This is a genomic window from Pseudomonas sp. TJI-51, from assembly GCF_000190455.2.
Classification (GTDB): Bacteria; Pseudomonadota; Gammaproteobacteria; order Pseudomonadales; family Pseudomonadaceae; genus Aquipseudomonas; species Aquipseudomonas juntendi.
In genome coordinates this window covers 45,229-61,882 of sequence record NZ_AEWE02000021.1, presented here as the reverse complement: position 1 = coordinate 61,882, position 16,654 = coordinate 45,229, and the positions used below count along the sequence as shown (strand labels likewise).

General features: G+C 65.1%; 15 protein-coding genes, 1 tRNA gene and 1 pseudogene. 8 read left to right on the top strand and 9 right to left on the bottom strand.

From position 1 onward, the window contains the following. Positions 1-203 precede the first annotated feature (203 nt). The 3 genes from G1E_RS05865 to G1E_RS05855 all read left to right on the top strand — a co-directional run bounded on the left by G1E_RS05865 (position 204) and on the right by G1E_RS05855 (position 3,628). Positions 204-593: a nuclear transport factor 2 family protein gene (locus G1E_RS05865; RefSeq protein WP_029887927.1), complete on the top strand. Its 390-nt coding sequence runs from the start codon at positions 204-206 to the stop codon at positions 591-593. A gap of 92 nt (positions 594-685) precedes the next feature. Beyond that, positions 686-2,185 (top strand): cytosine permease, encoded by a 1,500-nt coding sequence (locus G1E_RS05860; protein ID WP_009686127.1) that lies wholly within the window; start codon positions 686-688, stop codon positions 2,183-2,185. 12 nt (positions 2,186-2,197) lie between these two features. Continuing rightward, a complete protein-coding gene (locus G1E_RS05855; protein ID WP_009686126.1) occupies positions 2,198-3,628 on the top strand; it encodes an aldehyde dehydrogenase family protein in 1,431 nt (476 codons plus the stop codon). 77 nt (positions 3,629-3,705) lie between these two features. On the opposite strand, the gene G1E_RS05850 is transcribed toward G1E_RS05855, so the two are convergent. The 3 genes from G1E_RS05850 to G1E_RS05840 are packed head-to-tail and all read right to left on the bottom strand — an operon-like array spanning position 3,706 to position 7,912. Beyond that, positions 3,706-6,117: a DUF3772 domain-containing protein gene (locus G1E_RS05850; protein ID WP_047149691.1), complete on the bottom strand. Its 2,412-nt coding sequence runs from the start codon at positions 6,115-6,117 to the stop codon at positions 3,706-3,708. 56 nt (positions 6,118-6,173) lie between these two features. Further along, positions 6,174-7,232 (bottom strand): bifunctional DNA-binding transcriptional regulator/O6-methylguanine-DNA methyltransferase Ada, encoded by a 1,059-nt coding sequence (gene ada, locus G1E_RS05845; protein WP_009686123.1) that lies wholly within the window; start codon positions 7,230-7,232, stop codon positions 6,174-6,176. A gap of 53 nt (positions 7,233-7,285) precedes the next feature. Then, positions 7,286-7,912: a DNA-3-methyladenine glycosylase gene (locus tag G1E_RS05840; protein ID WP_009686122.1), complete on the bottom strand. Its 627-nt coding sequence runs from the start codon at positions 7,910-7,912 to the stop codon at positions 7,286-7,288. Positions 7,913-8,082: 170 nt separating this feature from the next. Here G1E_RS05840 and G1E_RS05835 point away from each other — a divergent pair, with 170 nt between their 5' ends. Both G1E_RS05835 and G1E_RS05830 read left to right on the top strand, forming a co-directional pair. Beyond that, positions 8,083-8,598, top strand: coding sequence for a sigma-70 family RNA polymerase sigma factor (locus G1E_RS05835; protein ID WP_009686121.1), 516 nt, complete (start codon positions 8,083-8,085; stop codon positions 8,596-8,598). Beyond that, a complete protein-coding gene (locus G1E_RS05830; protein WP_047149690.1) occupies positions 8,591-9,541 on the top strand; it encodes a FecR domain-containing protein in 951 nt (316 codons plus the stop codon). The genes G1E_RS05835 and G1E_RS05830 overlap by 8 nt, the downstream gene beginning before the upstream one ends. 73 nt (positions 9,542-9,614) lie before the next feature. Here G1E_RS05830 and G1E_RS05825 read toward each other — a convergent pair whose 3' ends face one another. From G1E_RS05825 to G1E_RS05820, 3 genes are all read right to left on the bottom strand, one after another. After that, complete coding sequence (locus G1E_RS05825) at positions 9,615-10,772, bottom strand: MFS transporter (RefSeq protein ID WP_009686119.1); 1,158 nt, start codon at positions 10,770-10,772, stop codon at positions 9,615-9,617. An 83-nt stretch (positions 10,773-10,855) separates the two neighbouring features. Beyond that, positions 10,856-10,993, bottom strand: coding sequence for a hypothetical protein (locus tag G1E_RS28605; protein WP_165944152.1), 138 nt, complete (start codon positions 10,991-10,993; stop codon positions 10,856-10,858). Positions 10,994-11,099: 106 nt separating this feature from the next. Next, complete coding sequence (locus G1E_RS05820) at positions 11,100-12,314, bottom strand: MFS transporter (protein WP_009686117.1); 1,215 nt, start codon at positions 12,312-12,314, stop codon at positions 11,100-11,102. 191 nt (positions 12,315-12,505) lie between these two features. On the opposite strand from G1E_RS05820, the gene G1E_RS05815 reads away from it, so the two are divergent. Beyond that, a complete protein-coding gene (locus G1E_RS05815) occupies positions 12,506-13,429 on the top strand; it encodes a FecR family protein (RefSeq protein WP_033691045.1) in 924 nt (307 codons plus the stop codon). Between the two features lie 95 nt (positions 13,430-13,524). Then, positions 13,525-13,601 (top strand) — tRNA-Met (locus tag G1E_RS05810). 106 nt (positions 13,602-13,707) lie between these two features. On the opposite strand, the gene G1E_RS05805 is transcribed toward G1E_RS05810, so the two are convergent. After that, entirely contained in the window at positions 13,708-14,322 is a 615-nt protein-coding gene (locus tag G1E_RS05805; protein ID WP_009686115.1) for a LysE family translocator, read from the bottom strand. A 187-nt stretch (positions 14,323-14,509) separates the two neighbouring features. Here G1E_RS05805 and G1E_RS05800 point away from each other — a divergent pair, with 187 nt between their 5' ends. Then, the gene (locus G1E_RS05800) at positions 14,510-15,427 is read left to right on the top strand and encodes a LysR substrate-binding domain-containing protein (protein WP_009686114.1); all 918 of its coding nucleotides are present in this window, start codon (positions 14,510-14,512) and stop codon (positions 15,425-15,427) included. Positions 15,428-15,454: 27 nt separating this feature from the next. Here G1E_RS05800 and rimI read toward each other — a convergent pair whose 3' ends face one another. Beyond that, positions 15,455-15,910 carry a ribosomal protein S18-alanine N-acetyltransferase gene (rimI, locus tag G1E_RS05795; RefSeq protein ID WP_029887538.1) on the bottom strand — a complete coding sequence of 152 codons (456 nt, stop codon included), beginning with the start codon at positions 15,908-15,910 and terminating at the stop codon, positions 15,455-15,457. Beyond that, a pseudogene (locus G1E_RS05790) lies at positions 15,907-16,654 on the bottom strand (energy transducer TonB); the annotation flags it as partial. The gene rimI and the pseudogene G1E_RS05790, both read right to left, overlap by 4 nt.

Sequence of the window (16,654 nt, the reverse complement as noted above, 5' to 3'; positions counted from 1 at the left end):
CAATGAATCGCGCAGGCTTTGCGAATTTTGCGAAAGACAGTTGCTCCGACCTGCTCCGCCAGTCGGGTATGGCCAAACGCCGGGCTGCCAGCGCATCACTTCACAAATTCCTGAACTGATTATTTGTCGCCAGCGATTTTTCCCACCGGCAAGCCCCACCAGAATCGCTTCACCACAATCATAAAAACCCGTGAGGCCACCCCGTGGACCAGACCCTGCAGGTACGGCAAGCCGCCGCCGACCTTGTTGCCGCCTTCGCCAGCAACGACACCGCCCGCTACTTCGCCTGCTTCAGCGAAGACGCCACGTTCCTTTTCCATACCTTGGCGCAACCCCTGCTGTCACGCCGGGCCTATGAGAAGGTCTGGGCCCAGTGGCAGGCCGAAGGGTTTGCCGTGCTCGCCTGCGCGTCCAGCAACGCCCAGGTCAGCCTGCAAGGCGACGTGGCGATCTTCATGCATGATGTGGCCACGCATCTGCGCATCGGCGGTGCCGAGCACCAGCTGAACGAGCGCGAGACCATCGTGTTCCGCCGCCACGCTGACCAGTGGCTGGCCTGCCACGAACACCTGTCGGCCGTATCGCCGGCCTGATCACCTTTTTGCGGCCCTGCCGCCCTGCCATCGCACCCACAAGAAGGCTTGCGCACTGCGCCGGCCCACAACAACCGCGCTGGAGCATCACCATGAGCCACTCGACCGGTATCGAGACCAACGGCGTAGAACAGATCCCCGCCGATCAACGCGACGCCTCCCCGCTGGACCTGTTCCGCCTGATCTTCGGCGGCGCCAACACATTCGCCACCGCCGTGCTCGGCAGTTTCCCGGTGCTGTTCGGGCTGTCGTTCCAGGCGGGGGTGTGGGCCATCGTGCTCGGCGTTGCCGTTGGCGCGCTGATCCTGGCACCGATGGGCCTGTTCGGCGCGCTGAACGGCACCAACAATGCGGTCTCCTCGGGCGCGCACTTCGGCGTGCACGGGCGCATCGTCGGCTCGTTCCTGTCGCTGCTCACGGCAGTGGCATTCTTTTCGCTGTCGGTATGGAGTTCGGGCGATGCCCTGGTCGGCGGCGCCAAGCGCCTGGTCGGCCTGCCGGAAACTGACCTGACCCTGGGCCTGGCCTACGGCCTGTTCGCGGTGCTGGTGCTGGTGGTATGCATCTTCGGCTTCCGCTTCATGCTGTGGGTCAACAAGATTGCCGTGTGGGCGTCGAGCCTGCTGTTCCTGCTGGGTATCGCTGCTTTTGCCGGGCCGTTCGACGCGGGCTACGCAGGCAGCGTCAACCTGGGCCAGGCCGGTTTCTGGGCAGCTTTCGTCGGCGCTGCGATCCTGGCGATGAGCAACCCGGTGTCATTCGGCGCCTTCCTGGGTGACTGGTCGCGCTACATTCCACGCGAAACCCCCAAGGCGCGCATCATGCTGGCGGTGATAGCGGCCCAGGGTGCCACGCTGATTCCATTCCTGTTCGGCCTGTGCACCGCCACCCTGGTGGCCACCCAGGCACCGGACTACATTGCCGCCAACAACTATGTCGGCGGGCTGCTGGCTGTCGCCCCCAGCTGGTTCTTCCTGCCGGTGTGCCTGATTGCGGTAATCGGCGGCATGTCCACCGGCACCACGGCGTTGTATGGCACAGGCCTGGACATGTCCAGCGTGTTCCCACGCCTGCTCAGCCGTGCCGGCGCCACGCTGCTGATCGGGGTGCTGGCGATCGGTTTCATTTTCATCGGCCGCTTTACCTTCAACCTGGTGCAGAGCGTGTCGACCTTCGCCGTGCTGATCATCACCTGCACCAGCCCGTGGATGGTGATCATGATCCTCGGCCTGGTCACCCGCCGTGGTTTCTACCACGCCGATGACCTGCAGGTATTCACCCGCGGCCAGCGGGGTGGCCACTACTGGTTCCTGCACGGCTGGAACTGGCGCGGCATGGGCGCTTGGGTCCCCAGCGCAGTGGTCGGCCTGTGCTTCGTGAACCTGCCGGGGCAATTCGTCGGACCGTTGGGCGACCTGGCCGGTGGCATTGACCTGAGCCTGCCGGTCACCCTGGGGTTGGCCGGGGTGCTGTACCTGCTGCTGCTCAACCTGTTCCCCGAACCTGCCGGCGTGTATGGCCCGCAGGGCCCACGCTGGGTGCGTTGCAAACAGGCTGCGCACACGCCTGTAACCACTGCCGAAATGGCCTGACTGGAAACCACCATGACCACTTCCCACTACATTGCCGGCCGCTGGGTCGACGGCCAGGGCAGCGACTGCATCAGCGTCAACGACCCTGCGCTGGGCCAACCGTTTGCCGAACTGATGGCTGCCAGTACCGAGCAGGTCGACCAGGCCGTGGCCGCCGCACGTGCAGCCCTGCCCGCCTGGAAATGCACCAGCGCCAGTGAGCGCGCAGCGTATCTGCGCGGCTTCGCCGAACAGCTTGGGCAACGCCGCGAAGCGCTGGTCGCCCTGCAGATGCGCAACAACGGCAAGCCGCGCCACGAGGCAGAAATCGACCTGGACGACGCCATCGCTACCTTCGGCTATTACGCCGAGCTGGCTGAACAACTGCCTGGGCAAAACCGCGACGTACCGCTGGCTGCACCCGGCTTCACCGCCCGCACCCGCCTGGAGCCGGTGGGCGTGGTCGGCCTGATCGTACCCTGGAACTTCCCACTGGTGACCAGCGCCTGGAAGCTTGCCCCGGCCCTGGCCGCTGGCTGCACCGTGGTGCTCAAGCCCTCGGAAGTAACCCCACTGTGCGAACTCGCCTACGGCCAGATCGCCGACACCCTGGGCCTGCCGGCCGGGGTGCTGAATATCGTCAATGGCAAAGCCGAGACGGGTGCCGCGCTGAGCAACCACAACGGCCTGGACAAACTGTCGTTCACAGGCAGCAATAACGTTGGCAGCCAGGTGATGCGCAGCGCAGCGGCGCAATGCCGGCCGGTCACGCTGGAGTTGGGCGGCAAGTCGGCGATCCTGGTGTTCGATGACTGCGACGTCGATGCGGCGGTGCAATGGATCGTTGCCGGCATCTGCTGGAACGCGGGCCAGATGTGCTCGGCTACATCACGCCTGCTGGTACAGGACGGCATCGCCGACGCCCTGCTGCCACGCTTGCAGGCAGCGCTGGAAAACCTGCGGGTGGGCAGCCCGCTGAGCGAAGAAGCCGACATGGGCCCACTGACCAGCCAGGCCCAGTGGCTGAAGGTGGCCGGCTACTTTGCCACGGCGCGGGAGGAAGGCTTGCAGTGCCTGGTCGGTGGCAAAGTGCTGGACCGTGGCGGCTGGTTCGTCAGCCCTACCCTGTATGCCGATGTGCCTGAAGGCAGCCGCCTGTGGAACGAAGAAATCTTTGGTCCGGTATTGTGCGCACGGCGCTTCGCCAGCGAACAGCAGGCGATTGCCGAGGCCAATGACAGCCGCTTCGGCCTGGTGGCGACAGTGTGCACCACAGACCTGGCGCGCGCCGAGCGGGTGGCCGATGCGCTGGAGGTGGGCCATGTGTGGATCAACTCTGTGCAGGCGGTGTTCGTCGAGACCTCATGGGGTGGCACCAAGGGTAGCGGTATAGGCCGTGAGCTGGGCCCTTGGGGCTTGTCGGGCTACCAGTCGGTCAAGCATGTGACACGGTGCCTGGGGTGACTGTGCGGGGCCGTTTGGCGGCCCCTTTCGACAGCTTCTGCCATTCATCTAGTCGCGTGCCACTGGCATGAAGCGCATCACGGCGCTTCGTCAGCCGGGCGCGCAGCTTCCTGTACCAGCACCATGCTCTGCGGCGAAGACAAGGCGATACCCTCGTCACGCAGCCGCCCAAGGATGGTGAACAGCAGGTCACTGCGGGTACCCGACACCTGGCGCGGCCCGGCCACATAGCCACTGACCGCGATCACCATGCCATTGCTGGTCAGGTCCTTGAACGACACCGAGCTGGCGGGCGCGTCCAGAATCGCCTCGTGTTCATGGTAGGCCGCCAGCAGCAAATCACGTACACGGTTGGCATCCGTATCCAGCGGCAGGGTCAAGGTGATGCCGACCACCCCCAGGGCGTTGCCCATGGTCACGTTGCGCACGTTCTGCGAGATGAACTGCGAGTTGGGTACGATCACCGTGGAGCGGTCGGACATCTGGATTTCGGTAGCGCGCACGTTGATGCGGCGAATGTCGCCCTCGACGCCGGCCAGGCTGACCCAATCGCCGACCTTCACCGGGCGTTCGGTGAGCAGGATCAGGCCCGAGATGAAGTTCTGCACGATCTGCTGCAGGCCAAAACCGATACCGACCGACAAGGCACTGACCACCCAGGTCAGGCTGGTCAGGTTGATGCGCAGGGTAGACATCACCAGCATGGCCAGGAAAATGAACCCGAGGTAGCCCACCAGGGTGACCAGCGAGGCACGCATGCCGGCATCCATGTCGGTTTCCGGCAACAGCCGTTCGCTGAGCCAGCGCTTGACCACCCGGATGGCGAACAAGCCGCCGAGCAGAATCGCCATCGCCAGCAGAATGTCCTGCGGCACGATGTTCAGGTTGCCCAGCAATTTGCCACCGGTACCGTCCCAGTCGCCCAGGCTGAGCAGCAGTTCGCTGGGGCTGGTGCCCGACGGCATCAACGCCAGCAGCAGCGCCAGGAACAGCACTACGGTGCGGCCGATACCGGCCAGGATGGTGCTGGCCTGGGCCTGGTGACGTGGCGCCAGCCCCAGGGTCGACGCCAGTGCCAGGCCGCCGGGCTGGCGTGGCGACAGCAAGGTTTCGCACAGGTCGCCGAAGAAGCTGGTCAACAGGTAGGCGCACGTGATCACCAGGCTGACCCACAGCAACTTGGCCGTAAGGAAGTAGGCAAGGGTCAGGTACCCGGTCACCATGGCCAGCATGATCAACCCCAGCCAGATGACCATCACGAACGGGATCAACCCGCCCAGGCCGGTGGGGCGTTCCAGTTCATGCTTGCGCAGGGTGCGGCGGTAGCGCTGCAACGCGCCGGCGAAGATCATCGCCACTACCAGCGCGGTCAGGCCGTTCACCGCCACGGTCAGCGCCAGGCTGGCACCGATCACGGTGTTGATGCGCTCCATGGTCATCATGACCATCAGTGCCAGGGCCAGCACCTTGGGGAACCAGCCCAGCGCGCTGGCCACTTCGTCGTGAATGGCCGGCAGGCGCCAGGACGGGCGCTGCAGCATCAGCATGGCACGGCCCAGGCCCGCAATGAACGCGCTGAACACCACCAGCGCCAGGATGTGGTTGACCAGGCTGGCGATATCGCTGCCCAGTTCGGCATTGCTCTCCAACCCCCAGCGCAGCAGGGAAACCGAGCCGGCGATGGTGCCCAGGGTTGCCAGGCTGACCCCCAGCGCCAGGGCACTGCGGCGCAGCCGGCCTTCGGGCAACCAGCGGACCATGGCACGGGCCAATAGCCGCTCTATCCACAGGCGTACCAAGGTCCAGACCAGGATGGCCGCTACCAGGCTGGCCATGAACGGCCAGCGGTGTTCGGGGCTGAACGCGCTGCCAATGGCAACGGCTGCTTCGCCCCGCAGGTCGCGCAGGCGGGCCACGTCATCCTGGGTTGGGCGGATGATGCTCTGCCAGAATGCCGGGCTCAACGGCGAGGCGGCGCGGCTGGTGATCTGCGAGTTGAACTGGCTGCGGCGCAAGTTGACGATTTGCGTGGACAGGTCGCGCGCCGACTGCGTCAGCTTGGTGGCCTGGTCCTGCTGGGCGACCAAGGCCTTTTTCTCGGCCTCCAGGACCTTGCGCTGCTGGGTCAGGGCCGCAGGCTCGTCGGGCTGGGCCGGGCCAACCACCTTGAGCTTGTCGTCGAGCTTTTCCACATCGGTGGTGCGCTGCGCACTCAAGGCATCAGCCTGGCGCTGAACCTGCATGGCCGCCAGCCGCAACTGCGACAGCAGGTCGTCGTTGGCGTTACTGCTGACGCCTTGGCGAATCTGGTCCAGGCTATCGCTCAACTGCTCGATACTGGCGTTTTCATCCACTGCCGGGGCTGCCGCATTGGCCGGGTTGGACAACGGCGTGGCAGGGGCCGCCGCGGCCGGGCCGGTGAGCACCAGCAGCAGCGCCAGCATGGCCATCAGGCCAGGGCAAAAACGAACAAGGCTCAGACGCCTCATCGAATATTCCTCTTTACAATCCGATTTGGCGGGGGATTCTACGCGACTTCAAGGCATCAGGAGAGTGCCGTTTCTCGCGTCAGCAGTTGCTGCTTGCGCGCCACGCCCCAACGGTAGCCGCTGATGTCGCCATCCCGGCGCACCACACGGTGACAAGGTATGGCCACGGCGATGCGATTGACCGCACACGCCAGGGCTACCGCCCGCACCGCCTTGGGCGCGCCAATGCGTTCGGCAAGGTCGCTGTAGCTGATGCGGCTGCCAGCCGGCACCTCGCGCAGGGCTTGCCACACGCGCTCCTGGAACGCTGTGCCTTGTACATCCAGCGGCAGGCCCAGGCCCAGCGCCGGGGCCTCGACGAACCCCACCACCTCGGCAACCAGTTGCTCATAACCGCGGTCACCGCCGATCAACCGGGCCTTGGGGAACTGATCCTGAAGTTCATGCAGCAGGGTTTCAGGATCGTCGCCCAGCAGAATCGCGCAAATGCCTTTGTCGCTTTGGGCCACCAGGATGGCGCCCAAGTAGCACTGGCCGAGGGCAAAATGAATGGTGGCCCCTGCGCCCCCGGCGCGGTACTGCCGGGGGCGCATACCCAGGCGCTGGTCGGCGCTGGCATAAAAGTGGCTGTTGGAGGTGTAGCCGGCGTCGTAGATGGCATCGGTGACCGAGCACCGAGCATCTTCCAGGTGCGCGCGCAGGCGCCGGGCGCGAAAAGCGCTGGCGTAGGCCTTGGGGGTAACGCCGGTTTCGGCTTTGAACAGCCGGTGCAGGTGGTACGGGCTGACGGCCAGTTGCGCAGCGAGCTGGTCGAGGCTGGGGCTGGGGTCGCTGGCTTCGATCAGGCGGCAGGCGCGGATGACCAACTGGCTATGGCGCGCCGCACTGGGCTTGGCGCCAGCGGTGCAGCGCTTGCACGCACGGTAGCCAGCGGCTTCGGCTAACGCAGGGGTATCGAAGAACTCGACGTTGCCGCGCTTGGCCAGCCGCGACTTGCAGTTGGGGTGGCAATAGATGCCGGTGGTGCGCACGGCATAAACAAAGTGCCCGACCGCAGCGGGGTCGCGGGCTTCGACGGCTTGCCAGCGCTGGTCGGGGGTGGTGTAGGCGGTCATTGTTATGCTTCCAGACTCGTGCGGCCGGCTCCGGCCTTGGCGGTGTAAAAACCTCAGGCGCGCCACAGGTACCAGGCTGCCACGGTTCGGTATGGCCGCCAGGCGCCGCCCAGCGAACGCATCTGCGCCGGGGTCGGCGCCTTGTCCAGGCCCTTGAGGCGGCGATACCCCTCGCGCACGCCAAAATCGTCGACGGGCAGGATATCCGACCGCTCCAGGCTATAGATCAGCAGCATTTCCACCGTCCACCGCCCTACCCCGCGCAGCGCTACCAGGCGTTCGATCAGGGCGTCGTCACTCATGGCCAGTGCTGCTTCGCGGGTCGGCACCAGGCCGTCCAGCCTGGCTTGGGCAATGCCCTGGATAGTCGCCAGCTTGCTCGCCGAAAAACCGCAGGCGCGCAGGGTTTGCGGGCTTGCGGCCAGTAACTGCTCGGGCGGCGGAAACGCATGCTGCGGGAACAACGCCAGCAACCGGCCCAGGATAGCCTCAGCCGCCCGGGCATGCAGCTGCTGGTAGGCAATCGCGCGCACCAGCGCCTCGTAAGGTTCGCGGCCAGGGGTGGCCTGGTGCAGGCATGGCCCGGTCGCGGCGACATGTCGCGCCCAGTCAGGGTCGAGCGCCGCCAGGTATTCGCCGGCTTGGCGGTAAGCCGCAGGGGAAAGGTCGGCCAGAATCATGGCGGCTCCATCAAGTCGAGTGCAGGTGCAGCTTAGCGCAGCCGTTCATCGGGGGAACGCCGGTTCTTGCGCGGCTAATTCCTGGCCCACCATTGCCCCGCGCCATCCTCCGCGCATAGAATTGAGAACTGTTCACATTCGCACACCTCACGGGACCGGCCTTGGCAACGATGCAGATCAACGACACGCTCAAACCGGCCGAGGTCGCTCTGCTCTACCAGTCCCACCATGCCTGGCTGCGTGGCTGGCTGCGCAGCCGCGTGGGGTGCAGTGAACATGCGGCCGATCTGGCCCAGGATACCTTCGTGCGGGTATTGCGCGCGCGCCAGGCATCGCCGTTGAAAGAACCGCGCGCCTACCTGAGCAGCATTGCCCGCGGCTTGATGATCGACCAGTTCCGCCGACGCGCACTGGAGCGGGCCTACCAGCAGAGCCTGGCCCAGGTGCCAGAAACCGAAGTGCCCAGCGAAGAGGCCCGGTTACTCATCCTCGATGCCCTGGCGCGCCTGGACCGCGCCCTGCATCAGCTCAAACCGCGGGCGCGCCAGGCCTTCCTGCTGGCCCAGCTGGACGGTTTGAGCATTGTCCAGATCGCCCGACAGCTGCACGTGTCGCGCGCGACCATCGAGCGCGACCTGGCCAGCGCCCTGGGTGTCTGCTACAGGTTGCGCTACGCCGATGCCTGATGCCACCCCCACCCAAGCCCAGGTTGACCAGGCCATCGACTGGCTGGTGAAGCTGCGCTTCGACAGCCCCTGCCCGCGTACCCGGCAACAGTTTGAGCAATGGCTGGCCAGCCACCCGCATCACCCACTGGCCTGGCAGCGCGTAAGCCTGCTCAGCGACGAACTGGCAGGGCTGCCCAAGGACCTGAGCCGGCGCACCCTGGAAGGCAGCCAGCAGCAGCGTGGCAGCCGACGCAACCACCTCAAGCTGCTGGCGCTGCTGGCCGTCGGCGGCAGCCTGGGCCTGGCGGCGCGTGAACCACTGGGTTTACCTCAGCTGCTGGCCGACAACAGCACCGCTGTCGGCGAGCGTCGCCAGGTGCAGGGGCGCGACGGCAGCCGTATCCAGTTGAACACTGCCAGCGCCATCGACCTGGACTACAGCGTTGAACAGCGCCAGCTGGCGCTGCTACGCGGTGAAGTGAGCCTGGAGAGCAACGCCAACGACCACCGGCCGTTCCTGATCGAAACGCCGGTTGGGCGGCTGGTCACCCTGGACGGCCAGTTGCTGCTGCGTGAAAACCGCCAGGGCCTGCTGCTGGCGGTGCGCCGTGGCCAGGTCACGCTGTTCCCCGCCTCGGCACTGCGCAGGCAAGTGCAGCCGGGCGAGACCTTGCAGGTGTGGCGCGACGGCCGTGTCCAGGCCGTAACGTTGCACAGTGACCCGTGGGGCTGGACTGACGGCGTACTCAGCGTGCAGCAGATGCCGCTTGGCGAGTTTGTCGCCGAACTGGGCCGTTATCGCCCGGGCCTGCTGCGCTGTGCGCCGGAAGTGGCCAGCCTGATGGTGTCTGGCACCTTCCAGTTGAGCGACACCGGCGCCATCCTGCACCTGCTCAGCCGTAGCCTGCCGGTGCGGGTCGAGTACCATACCCGGTATTGGGTCAGCATCGCAGCCGCCTGACGCGCGCGGGCGCGGCCTTGTATCGCGATGGGGCGCAACGCGGCCATTCATGATCGAAGCAACCCCGAAGCCGTCAGTCCGCCAACGCGCGCAGGCGGCCCGCAGCCCGAAACGACTGCCGGGCAAAGCACACGAAAAGCCCGGCCATCAGCGCCAGCGCCATTGGCAGGCCATGCGGCGCCACGCCCATCGCGGCGCCACTGACCAACGGCCCTACCAGGCTGCCTACGCCCCACAGCAGGCCCACGCTGGCATTGGCGGTGACCAGGTCCTGGCCCTTGAAGCGCTGGCCGATCAGCACCAACGCCAAGGTATAGATCCCCCCCGCCACCGCCCCCAGCACCACCAGCAGCGGCCACAACAGCCACGTCAGGTCCAGCAACCAGGGCAAACCTATACCGATCGACATCGCCACCAGCCCGCACACCAGGTGCAGCCCGGTGCGCTCGACCCGATCGGCCAGCCAGCCAAGCGGCAGCTGGAACAACATGTCGCCGGCAAACACCACCGTCACCATCAACGCCGCCACACCCACGGCGAAGCCATGGCTGCTGGCGTATACCGGCAGCAACGACAGCACCACGGCGTCGAAGAACGAGAAGAACAGCACCGCCATGCACAACGCCGGCGCCACCCGAAAGAACCCCGCCAGGCCAAAGCTTTTCTCGCCTTCTTCGTGCGCCACATGGTCATTGGGCACCGTCAGCACGATGCACAGCAAGGCCAGGCCATAGCCAACGGTGACCACGCCAGTGATCCATGGGCTGTCCGCCCCCAGTACTGCCAGCATGGCCGGGCCGAGCACCTGGAAGCCGGTAAAGCTGGTGGCATACAGGGCCATGATCTTGCCGCGGTTGTGCTCCGGGCACAGTTCGTTGACCCACGACTCGCCCAGGATGATGGCGATACCCATGCCCAGCCCCAGGCCAAGGCGCAGCAGCGCCAGCAGCCACAGCGAGCCAAAGGCCGCTTCGAGCAGGGCGATGCTGAGTGTGCACAGGCTGAAAGACAGCAGGTAGATGGTGCGCCGGGTGAGGTGGCGGCAGCAGGCATCGACCAGGAATGCCGAAAGCATCATGCCGGCAGCAGGAATAGCCGAGATGATGCCGATTTCCAGGGTGCCCGCCCCTGCTTCATGCAGGCGCAACGAAACCAGGGGCAGGCTCGCCCCCAGGCTGAAACCCACGACCGAAACGGCGAACAACAGGCCCGCCAGCAAACGCATGTTCATGTACCACTCCTTGCAAACCGGAAAAACGTGCAGACACAGGCGCGCAGGCCAAAGTGGCCAGCGGCGCGAACGCGCAGATCAGGTCAGGCGAAGTGTGGCGAGAAGGTGAAGGCAAACAGCACGCTGCGACGGCGCTTGAGTACCGTGTCGCTCGGCCACGCATGGCGCAAGCCCTGAAGGGCAGGCTGGCGGGCGCTGGGCAGTGACGGGGTACGGCGCATTGCTTAGCTACTACGCAGGTGGGAGGGGAAAGTGCCGGCACTCTAGGCCAAGGACAGTCCGGTCGTCAATCGGCAGGGGCCGCCGCATGCAGCGGCCCCGACGAAATCAGCGCTTGCCGGTATTGGGCAGGAACACCGCCAGCAATCCGAACAGCGGCAGGAACGAACAGACGCCATAGACGTATTCGATGCCCCGCAAGTCTGCCACGTACCCCAGCAGCGCCGCACCGATGCCGCCAAAGCCGAACATCAGGCCGAAGAAGATGCCGGCAATCATGCCCACGCTGCCCGGCACGAGCTCCTGCGCATACACCACGATGGCGGAAAACGCCGAAGCCAGAATGAAGCCGATCACCACGCTCAGTACCGTCGTCCAGAACAGATCGGCATAGGGCAGCGCCAGGGTGAACGGGGTCACGCCCAGGATCGAGAACCAGATCACCGCCTTGCGACCGATACGGTCACCGATCGGCCCACCGAAGAAGGTCCCGGCCGCCACGGCCCCGAGGAACAGGAACAGGTGCAACTGCGAGCTGGCTACCGATACCGCGAATTTCTCGATCAGGTAGAAGGTGAAGTAGCTGGTGAAGCTGGCCATGTAGAAGTACTTGGAGAACACCAGCAAGCCCAACACGATCAGCGCCACGATCACCCGCTGGCGGGAGATGCCATGGGTGGCCTGCACCGCCTTGCGTGCTTTGGCCTGGTTAAGGTGTTCCTTGTACCAGCCACGCAGCATCAGGGTTACGCCAAGGAAGAACAACGCCGCCAGGCCGAACCAGGCGACGTGGGTCTGGCCGAACGGAATGACGATGGCCGCCGCCAGCAACGGGCCCAGCGCCGAACCGGTGTTGCCCCCCACCTGGAAAGTTGACTGGGCCAGGCCGAAGCGCCCGCCGGAGGCCAGCCGCGCGATACGCGAAGTTTCGGGGTGGAAGGTGGAGGAACCGATGCCTACCAGTGCCGACGCCAACAGGATCATCGGGAAGCTGCCGACAAAGGCCAGCATCACGATCCCCACCAGGGTGCACAAGGTGCCCAGCGGCAGCAGGTTCGGTGCCGGCCGACGGTCGGTGAAAAAGCCGACCCAGGGCTGCAACAGCGAGGCGGTGATCTGGAACGTCAGGGTGATCATGCCGATCTGGGCGAAGCTCAGGTTGTAATTGGCCTTGAGCATCGGGTAGATCGCCGGCAGTACCGACTGGATCAGGTCGTTGATCAGGTGCGCCAGCGCGCAGAAACCGATGATACGCATCACCAGCGGCGTGGCCTGGTTGGCCGGTGCCTGGCTGGATGCGGTGGAGGCGCTACTGGTGGCCATTTGCCTAAATCTCCGTCCTCAGGTTTGGGATCCGATTATCGGGAAACAAATAGATACTTAGCTACCTTTTTTTCCCTCCGTCGTGACGTTCTTGAAAATGGTTCTCAATATAATTAGCATCCCTGTCTACTTCTCCTGTCATCGTTGGGCCCACTGGCCCCACTCGCGAGCAGACCGTACCCATGAGCCCGATGCCCGCCAAACAGCTGCAACCCGACCCCGAGCAGGAAGCGCTCGAGTGGTTCTCGGCGTTGCGCCACCCCAACTGTGACGACGCCCAGCGCCAGGCCTTCGCGGCCTGGTGCCAAGCTGCTGAAAACGCCCAGGCCTATGCCGAGCTGGAGCGTTTCTGGCAGCAGGTGCAGCCCTCGCCCGCCCGCCCTCGCCCACGGCCGCCAAGCGAGCGCCGCAGTCACCTGGGCAAATGGGTGGCGCTGTGCTTTCTCCTGGGCCTGGCCGCCGCTACCTACCTTTACTGGCCGTGGATGCAGCGCCTGGCCAGCGAGCTGCACACCGATGTGGGCGAGCGGCGCAGCACGCGCCTGGCCGATGGCACGACCTTGAGCCTGGACAGCGCCAGTGCGATGAACGTGGACCTGCGCGGCCGTACCCGCCAGCTGCATCTGGTACAGGGCCAGGTGTACCTGCAGGTGGCGCTCGATGGGCGCGCCCTGGAGGTGGCAGTGGGTAAAGCACGCATCCAGGTGTTCGGCACCCGTCTGCAGGTCACCCGCCATGCCGACCATGACGAACTGGTGGTCATCAGTGGCAAGGCCATGGTCGTGCAGGGGGGTGAGCAGCGCCTGGTCTCGACAGGTGAACGGGTAACCTTCGATGACACGCGCATCGGCACGGTACGCCCAGCGGACCTGAAAACCGTAGACAGTTGGCGCAGCGGCTACCTGAAGGCCAGCGACATGCCGCTGGGGCAGGTGCTGGAGCGCCTGGCCAGCTACCAGGGCCAGCGGGTATGGCTTATGGATGAACAACTGGCTCATCGCCGTGTAAGCGGCGATTTCAACCTCGACCGCGCCGGGAAAACCCTGCAATCCCTGGCCGCCGCCCAGCATCTGCAGCTACAAGGCGTGCTCGGGCACTGGCTTATGGTGCGCTAGAACCGGCCCTGGCCGCTAAGTTTTTGAAAGCGTGCAAATTTTTTTTGAAATGAGTGTTGACAGGGGGGGCGTTCAAGAGAATAATGCGCGCCATCGGCTACATAGCTCAGTTGGTTAGAGCATAGCATTCATAATGCTGGGGTCCGGGGTTCAAGTCCCTGTGTAGCCACCAAACAAGACGAAGGGCTTACCGCAAGGTAAGCCCTTTTTCTTTGCCTGCGAGAACTGCCGCATCTAAAGCAGCCCCGGGGCTGCTACTCCTTCTTGCCCCTTGGGCGTCAGCGGATGCCGCTCACTGCCACAGTCAACCCGAGCCCGATCAGCGCCACGCCGATCACCCGGTCCACCAGCACTTGGCGGTCGATCATGGCCTTGCGCAAGGCAGTGCTGGAAAAAAACACCGCGACCAGGCTGAACCACAGCCAGTGCGCGAACGACATGAACGCACCATAGGCAAATGCCAGCTGCAACGAGCTGCCCGGTTGCACGACCTGGGTGTAGGCACTGACCACGAACAACATGGTCTTGGGGTTCAGTGCGTTGGTCAAAAACCCCGTGCGCAGGGCTTGCAGCACCGAGGCACTGTTAGGCGCCCCACCCTCAAGGCTGATGCGCCGGGTATTGGTGACCGACTTGTACCCCAGGTAGATCAGATACCCGGCGCCCACCACCTTCATGGCCAGGAACAGCATCGGGCTCTGGCTGATGATTACGGCAATGCCCAGTACCGTGTACAGCACGTGCACCTGGACCCCCAAGGCGATCCCCACTGCGGCAGCCAGCCCGGCCTTGCGGCCTTGTGCATAACTGCTGCGGGTCACCATGGCGAAGTCGGCACCGGGGCTGATGACGGCGAGCAGGGTGAATACGGCGACGGCGACGAGTTCGGTCATGGGGATAGCTCTCGATAGGCGATGAAAATGCACAGACCGAGGATTATCGCGAGCTTACGGTGCAGGAAAAATCGATTTATCGTGGTGCAAATCTGATAGTTTCAATCACAGATAGCTAGCGCCTGCTCCAGCCAGCGTGTGATTGTGCAGGCTGCCCAACGCTGCAGTGCCGGCTTGGAGAACTGCCATGAAACTGCCCCCACTCAACGCCTTCCGCTACTTCGACATCGCCGCCCAAAGCGAAAGCTTCGTGCGCGCCGCCGAACACCTGCACGTCACCCACGGCGCCGTCAGCCGGCAAGTGCGCTTGCTCGAAGAAAGCCTTGGCGTAGAACTGTTCGAGCGCCGCAACCGGGCCATTTTTCTCACCGCCGCCGGCCGCGCGCTGCACGGCACCACCCAGGCGATCTTCGAACAACTGGAAGGCGCCGTGCAGCGCTTGCAACACCAGGCCCGCGACAATGTGCTGGTGCTGTCCTGCGAACCGACCATTGCCATGCGCTGGCTGATCCCGCGGCTGCCGCGTTTCCATGTAGCCCACCCCGACCTGCAGTTGCACCTGGTAGCCGCTGGCGGTCCGCTGGACTTCGCCCGCGGCGGCGTCGACCTGGCCATCCGCCGTGACGACTTCCATTGGGGTAACCAGTTGTTCAACCAGAAGGTCTGCGATGAGTGGGTCGGCCCGGTGTGCCGCCCCAGCGCCGGGTTCCGGCTCGACGGCCAACGCCTGCTGCACAGCACCACCCGCCCCGCTGCCTGGCCCACCTGGCTGCGCCTCAGCGGCCAACGGGCGCGGCACTGCGAACGCAGCGACTACGAGCATTTCTATCTGTCGATCCAGGCCGCCAGCGCCGGTTTGGGCGTGGCCATGGCCTCTGCCTTGATGGTGCGCGACGAACTCGACAGCGGGCAGTTGCAGGCGCCGTTCGGGTTTATCCGCGATGGCTCGGCCTACCACCTGCTCAGCCCGCAGCCGTTGAACGATGGTGGCAAGCGCCAGCGCTTCACAGGCTGGGTTATGGAAGAGTGCCACGCCTGTCTGGCTCATTTGGGCTTGTTGCAGCCTGACGCCCCGGCACCCCCGGTGCCGGGGCAGCCCCGCTAGGCGATGTTAACCAGGCAGCACGCAGGGTCAGTCTTCAAGCAGGGTACAAGCCATCACCAGGGCATCTTCACGGCCACCCGCCACGGGGTAATAGTCACGGCGACGGCCGATTTCGTTGAAGCCGTAGCGCTCGTACAAGCGGTAGGCCGACTGGTTGCTGGCGCGCACTTCCAGGAAGCATTCGCGGCCATTGAGCTGGTAGGCACGGGCCATCAGGTGCTCCAGCAGGCGCAGGCCCAGGCCGCAGCCTTGGTTCTCGGGTTTGACGGTAATGTTGAGCAGGTGCGCTTCGTCGATGATCACGTTGATCACCCCATGGCCCACTTGCTGCTCGCCATCGAACATCAGCCAGACTTCGTAGGATTTGAGCGCATCCTGGAAAATCCCGCGGGTCCAGGGGTGGCTGAACGCGGCATATTCGATCTTAAGTACGGCATCCAGATCCGCCTCGGTCATCGGGCGAAAACTGATCGAGTCACTCATTCAACGCTCTTCCAGCGCGCCATCAGCTGGCGCATGGCTTTCCAGACGTCCGCCTTGCGCTGCGGCTCGTCCATCAACAGTTCAAGGCCCGGCAAGACCCAGGCATCGCCCAGGCCGTCGAGCTTCAGGGTTTGGTAATAGGCCTGGGCGTCGGCGTTGGCGGCAAAGCGCACCGCTGGCAGGCCCACCAGCCAGAGGCAGGTGCACGGCGCGTCTTCCAGGCGCGCCTGGACGAAGCCCTGGACAAAATCACGCGCCGCCTCCGGGCCCTGGTCCATGTTGCCGCGTACCAGCAACGGCCAGCGCACCGGCTCGCCGATGATCTGCGGTGCATCGGGTAGCCCGGCGGCGCGCAGCATGTCCTTGAGCAGCAGGTAGGAAGGGTCGCGGCTCTGGAACGGCTGGGGGGGGGGCGGCGCCGNNGGCCGGTGGCCAGCTCGACCAGCAGCAGGCAACTGCCGGCGCGCAGCAACTGCAGCGCGAAACGTGGCGGTGGCACCGGCGCCGGCCTTGGTGGTGCGGGTTGCGCCTCGGCCTCGACCGCCTTGACCGCCGGCTTGGGCCCACTGCCGGGCCGCGGGATCTCGATTTTGGGCCGCTCGGCGGAGCGCGCCTGGGGTGCGATTGGCTTTTCGTTGCCAGGGGCTGGCGGCAGCACATCGAAGTCGAGGTCCTCGACCGGGGCCACCGGTAGCAGCAACTCGGGGCGCGACGGCGCAGCGAACGGCAGTTCGGCGCGCGGCA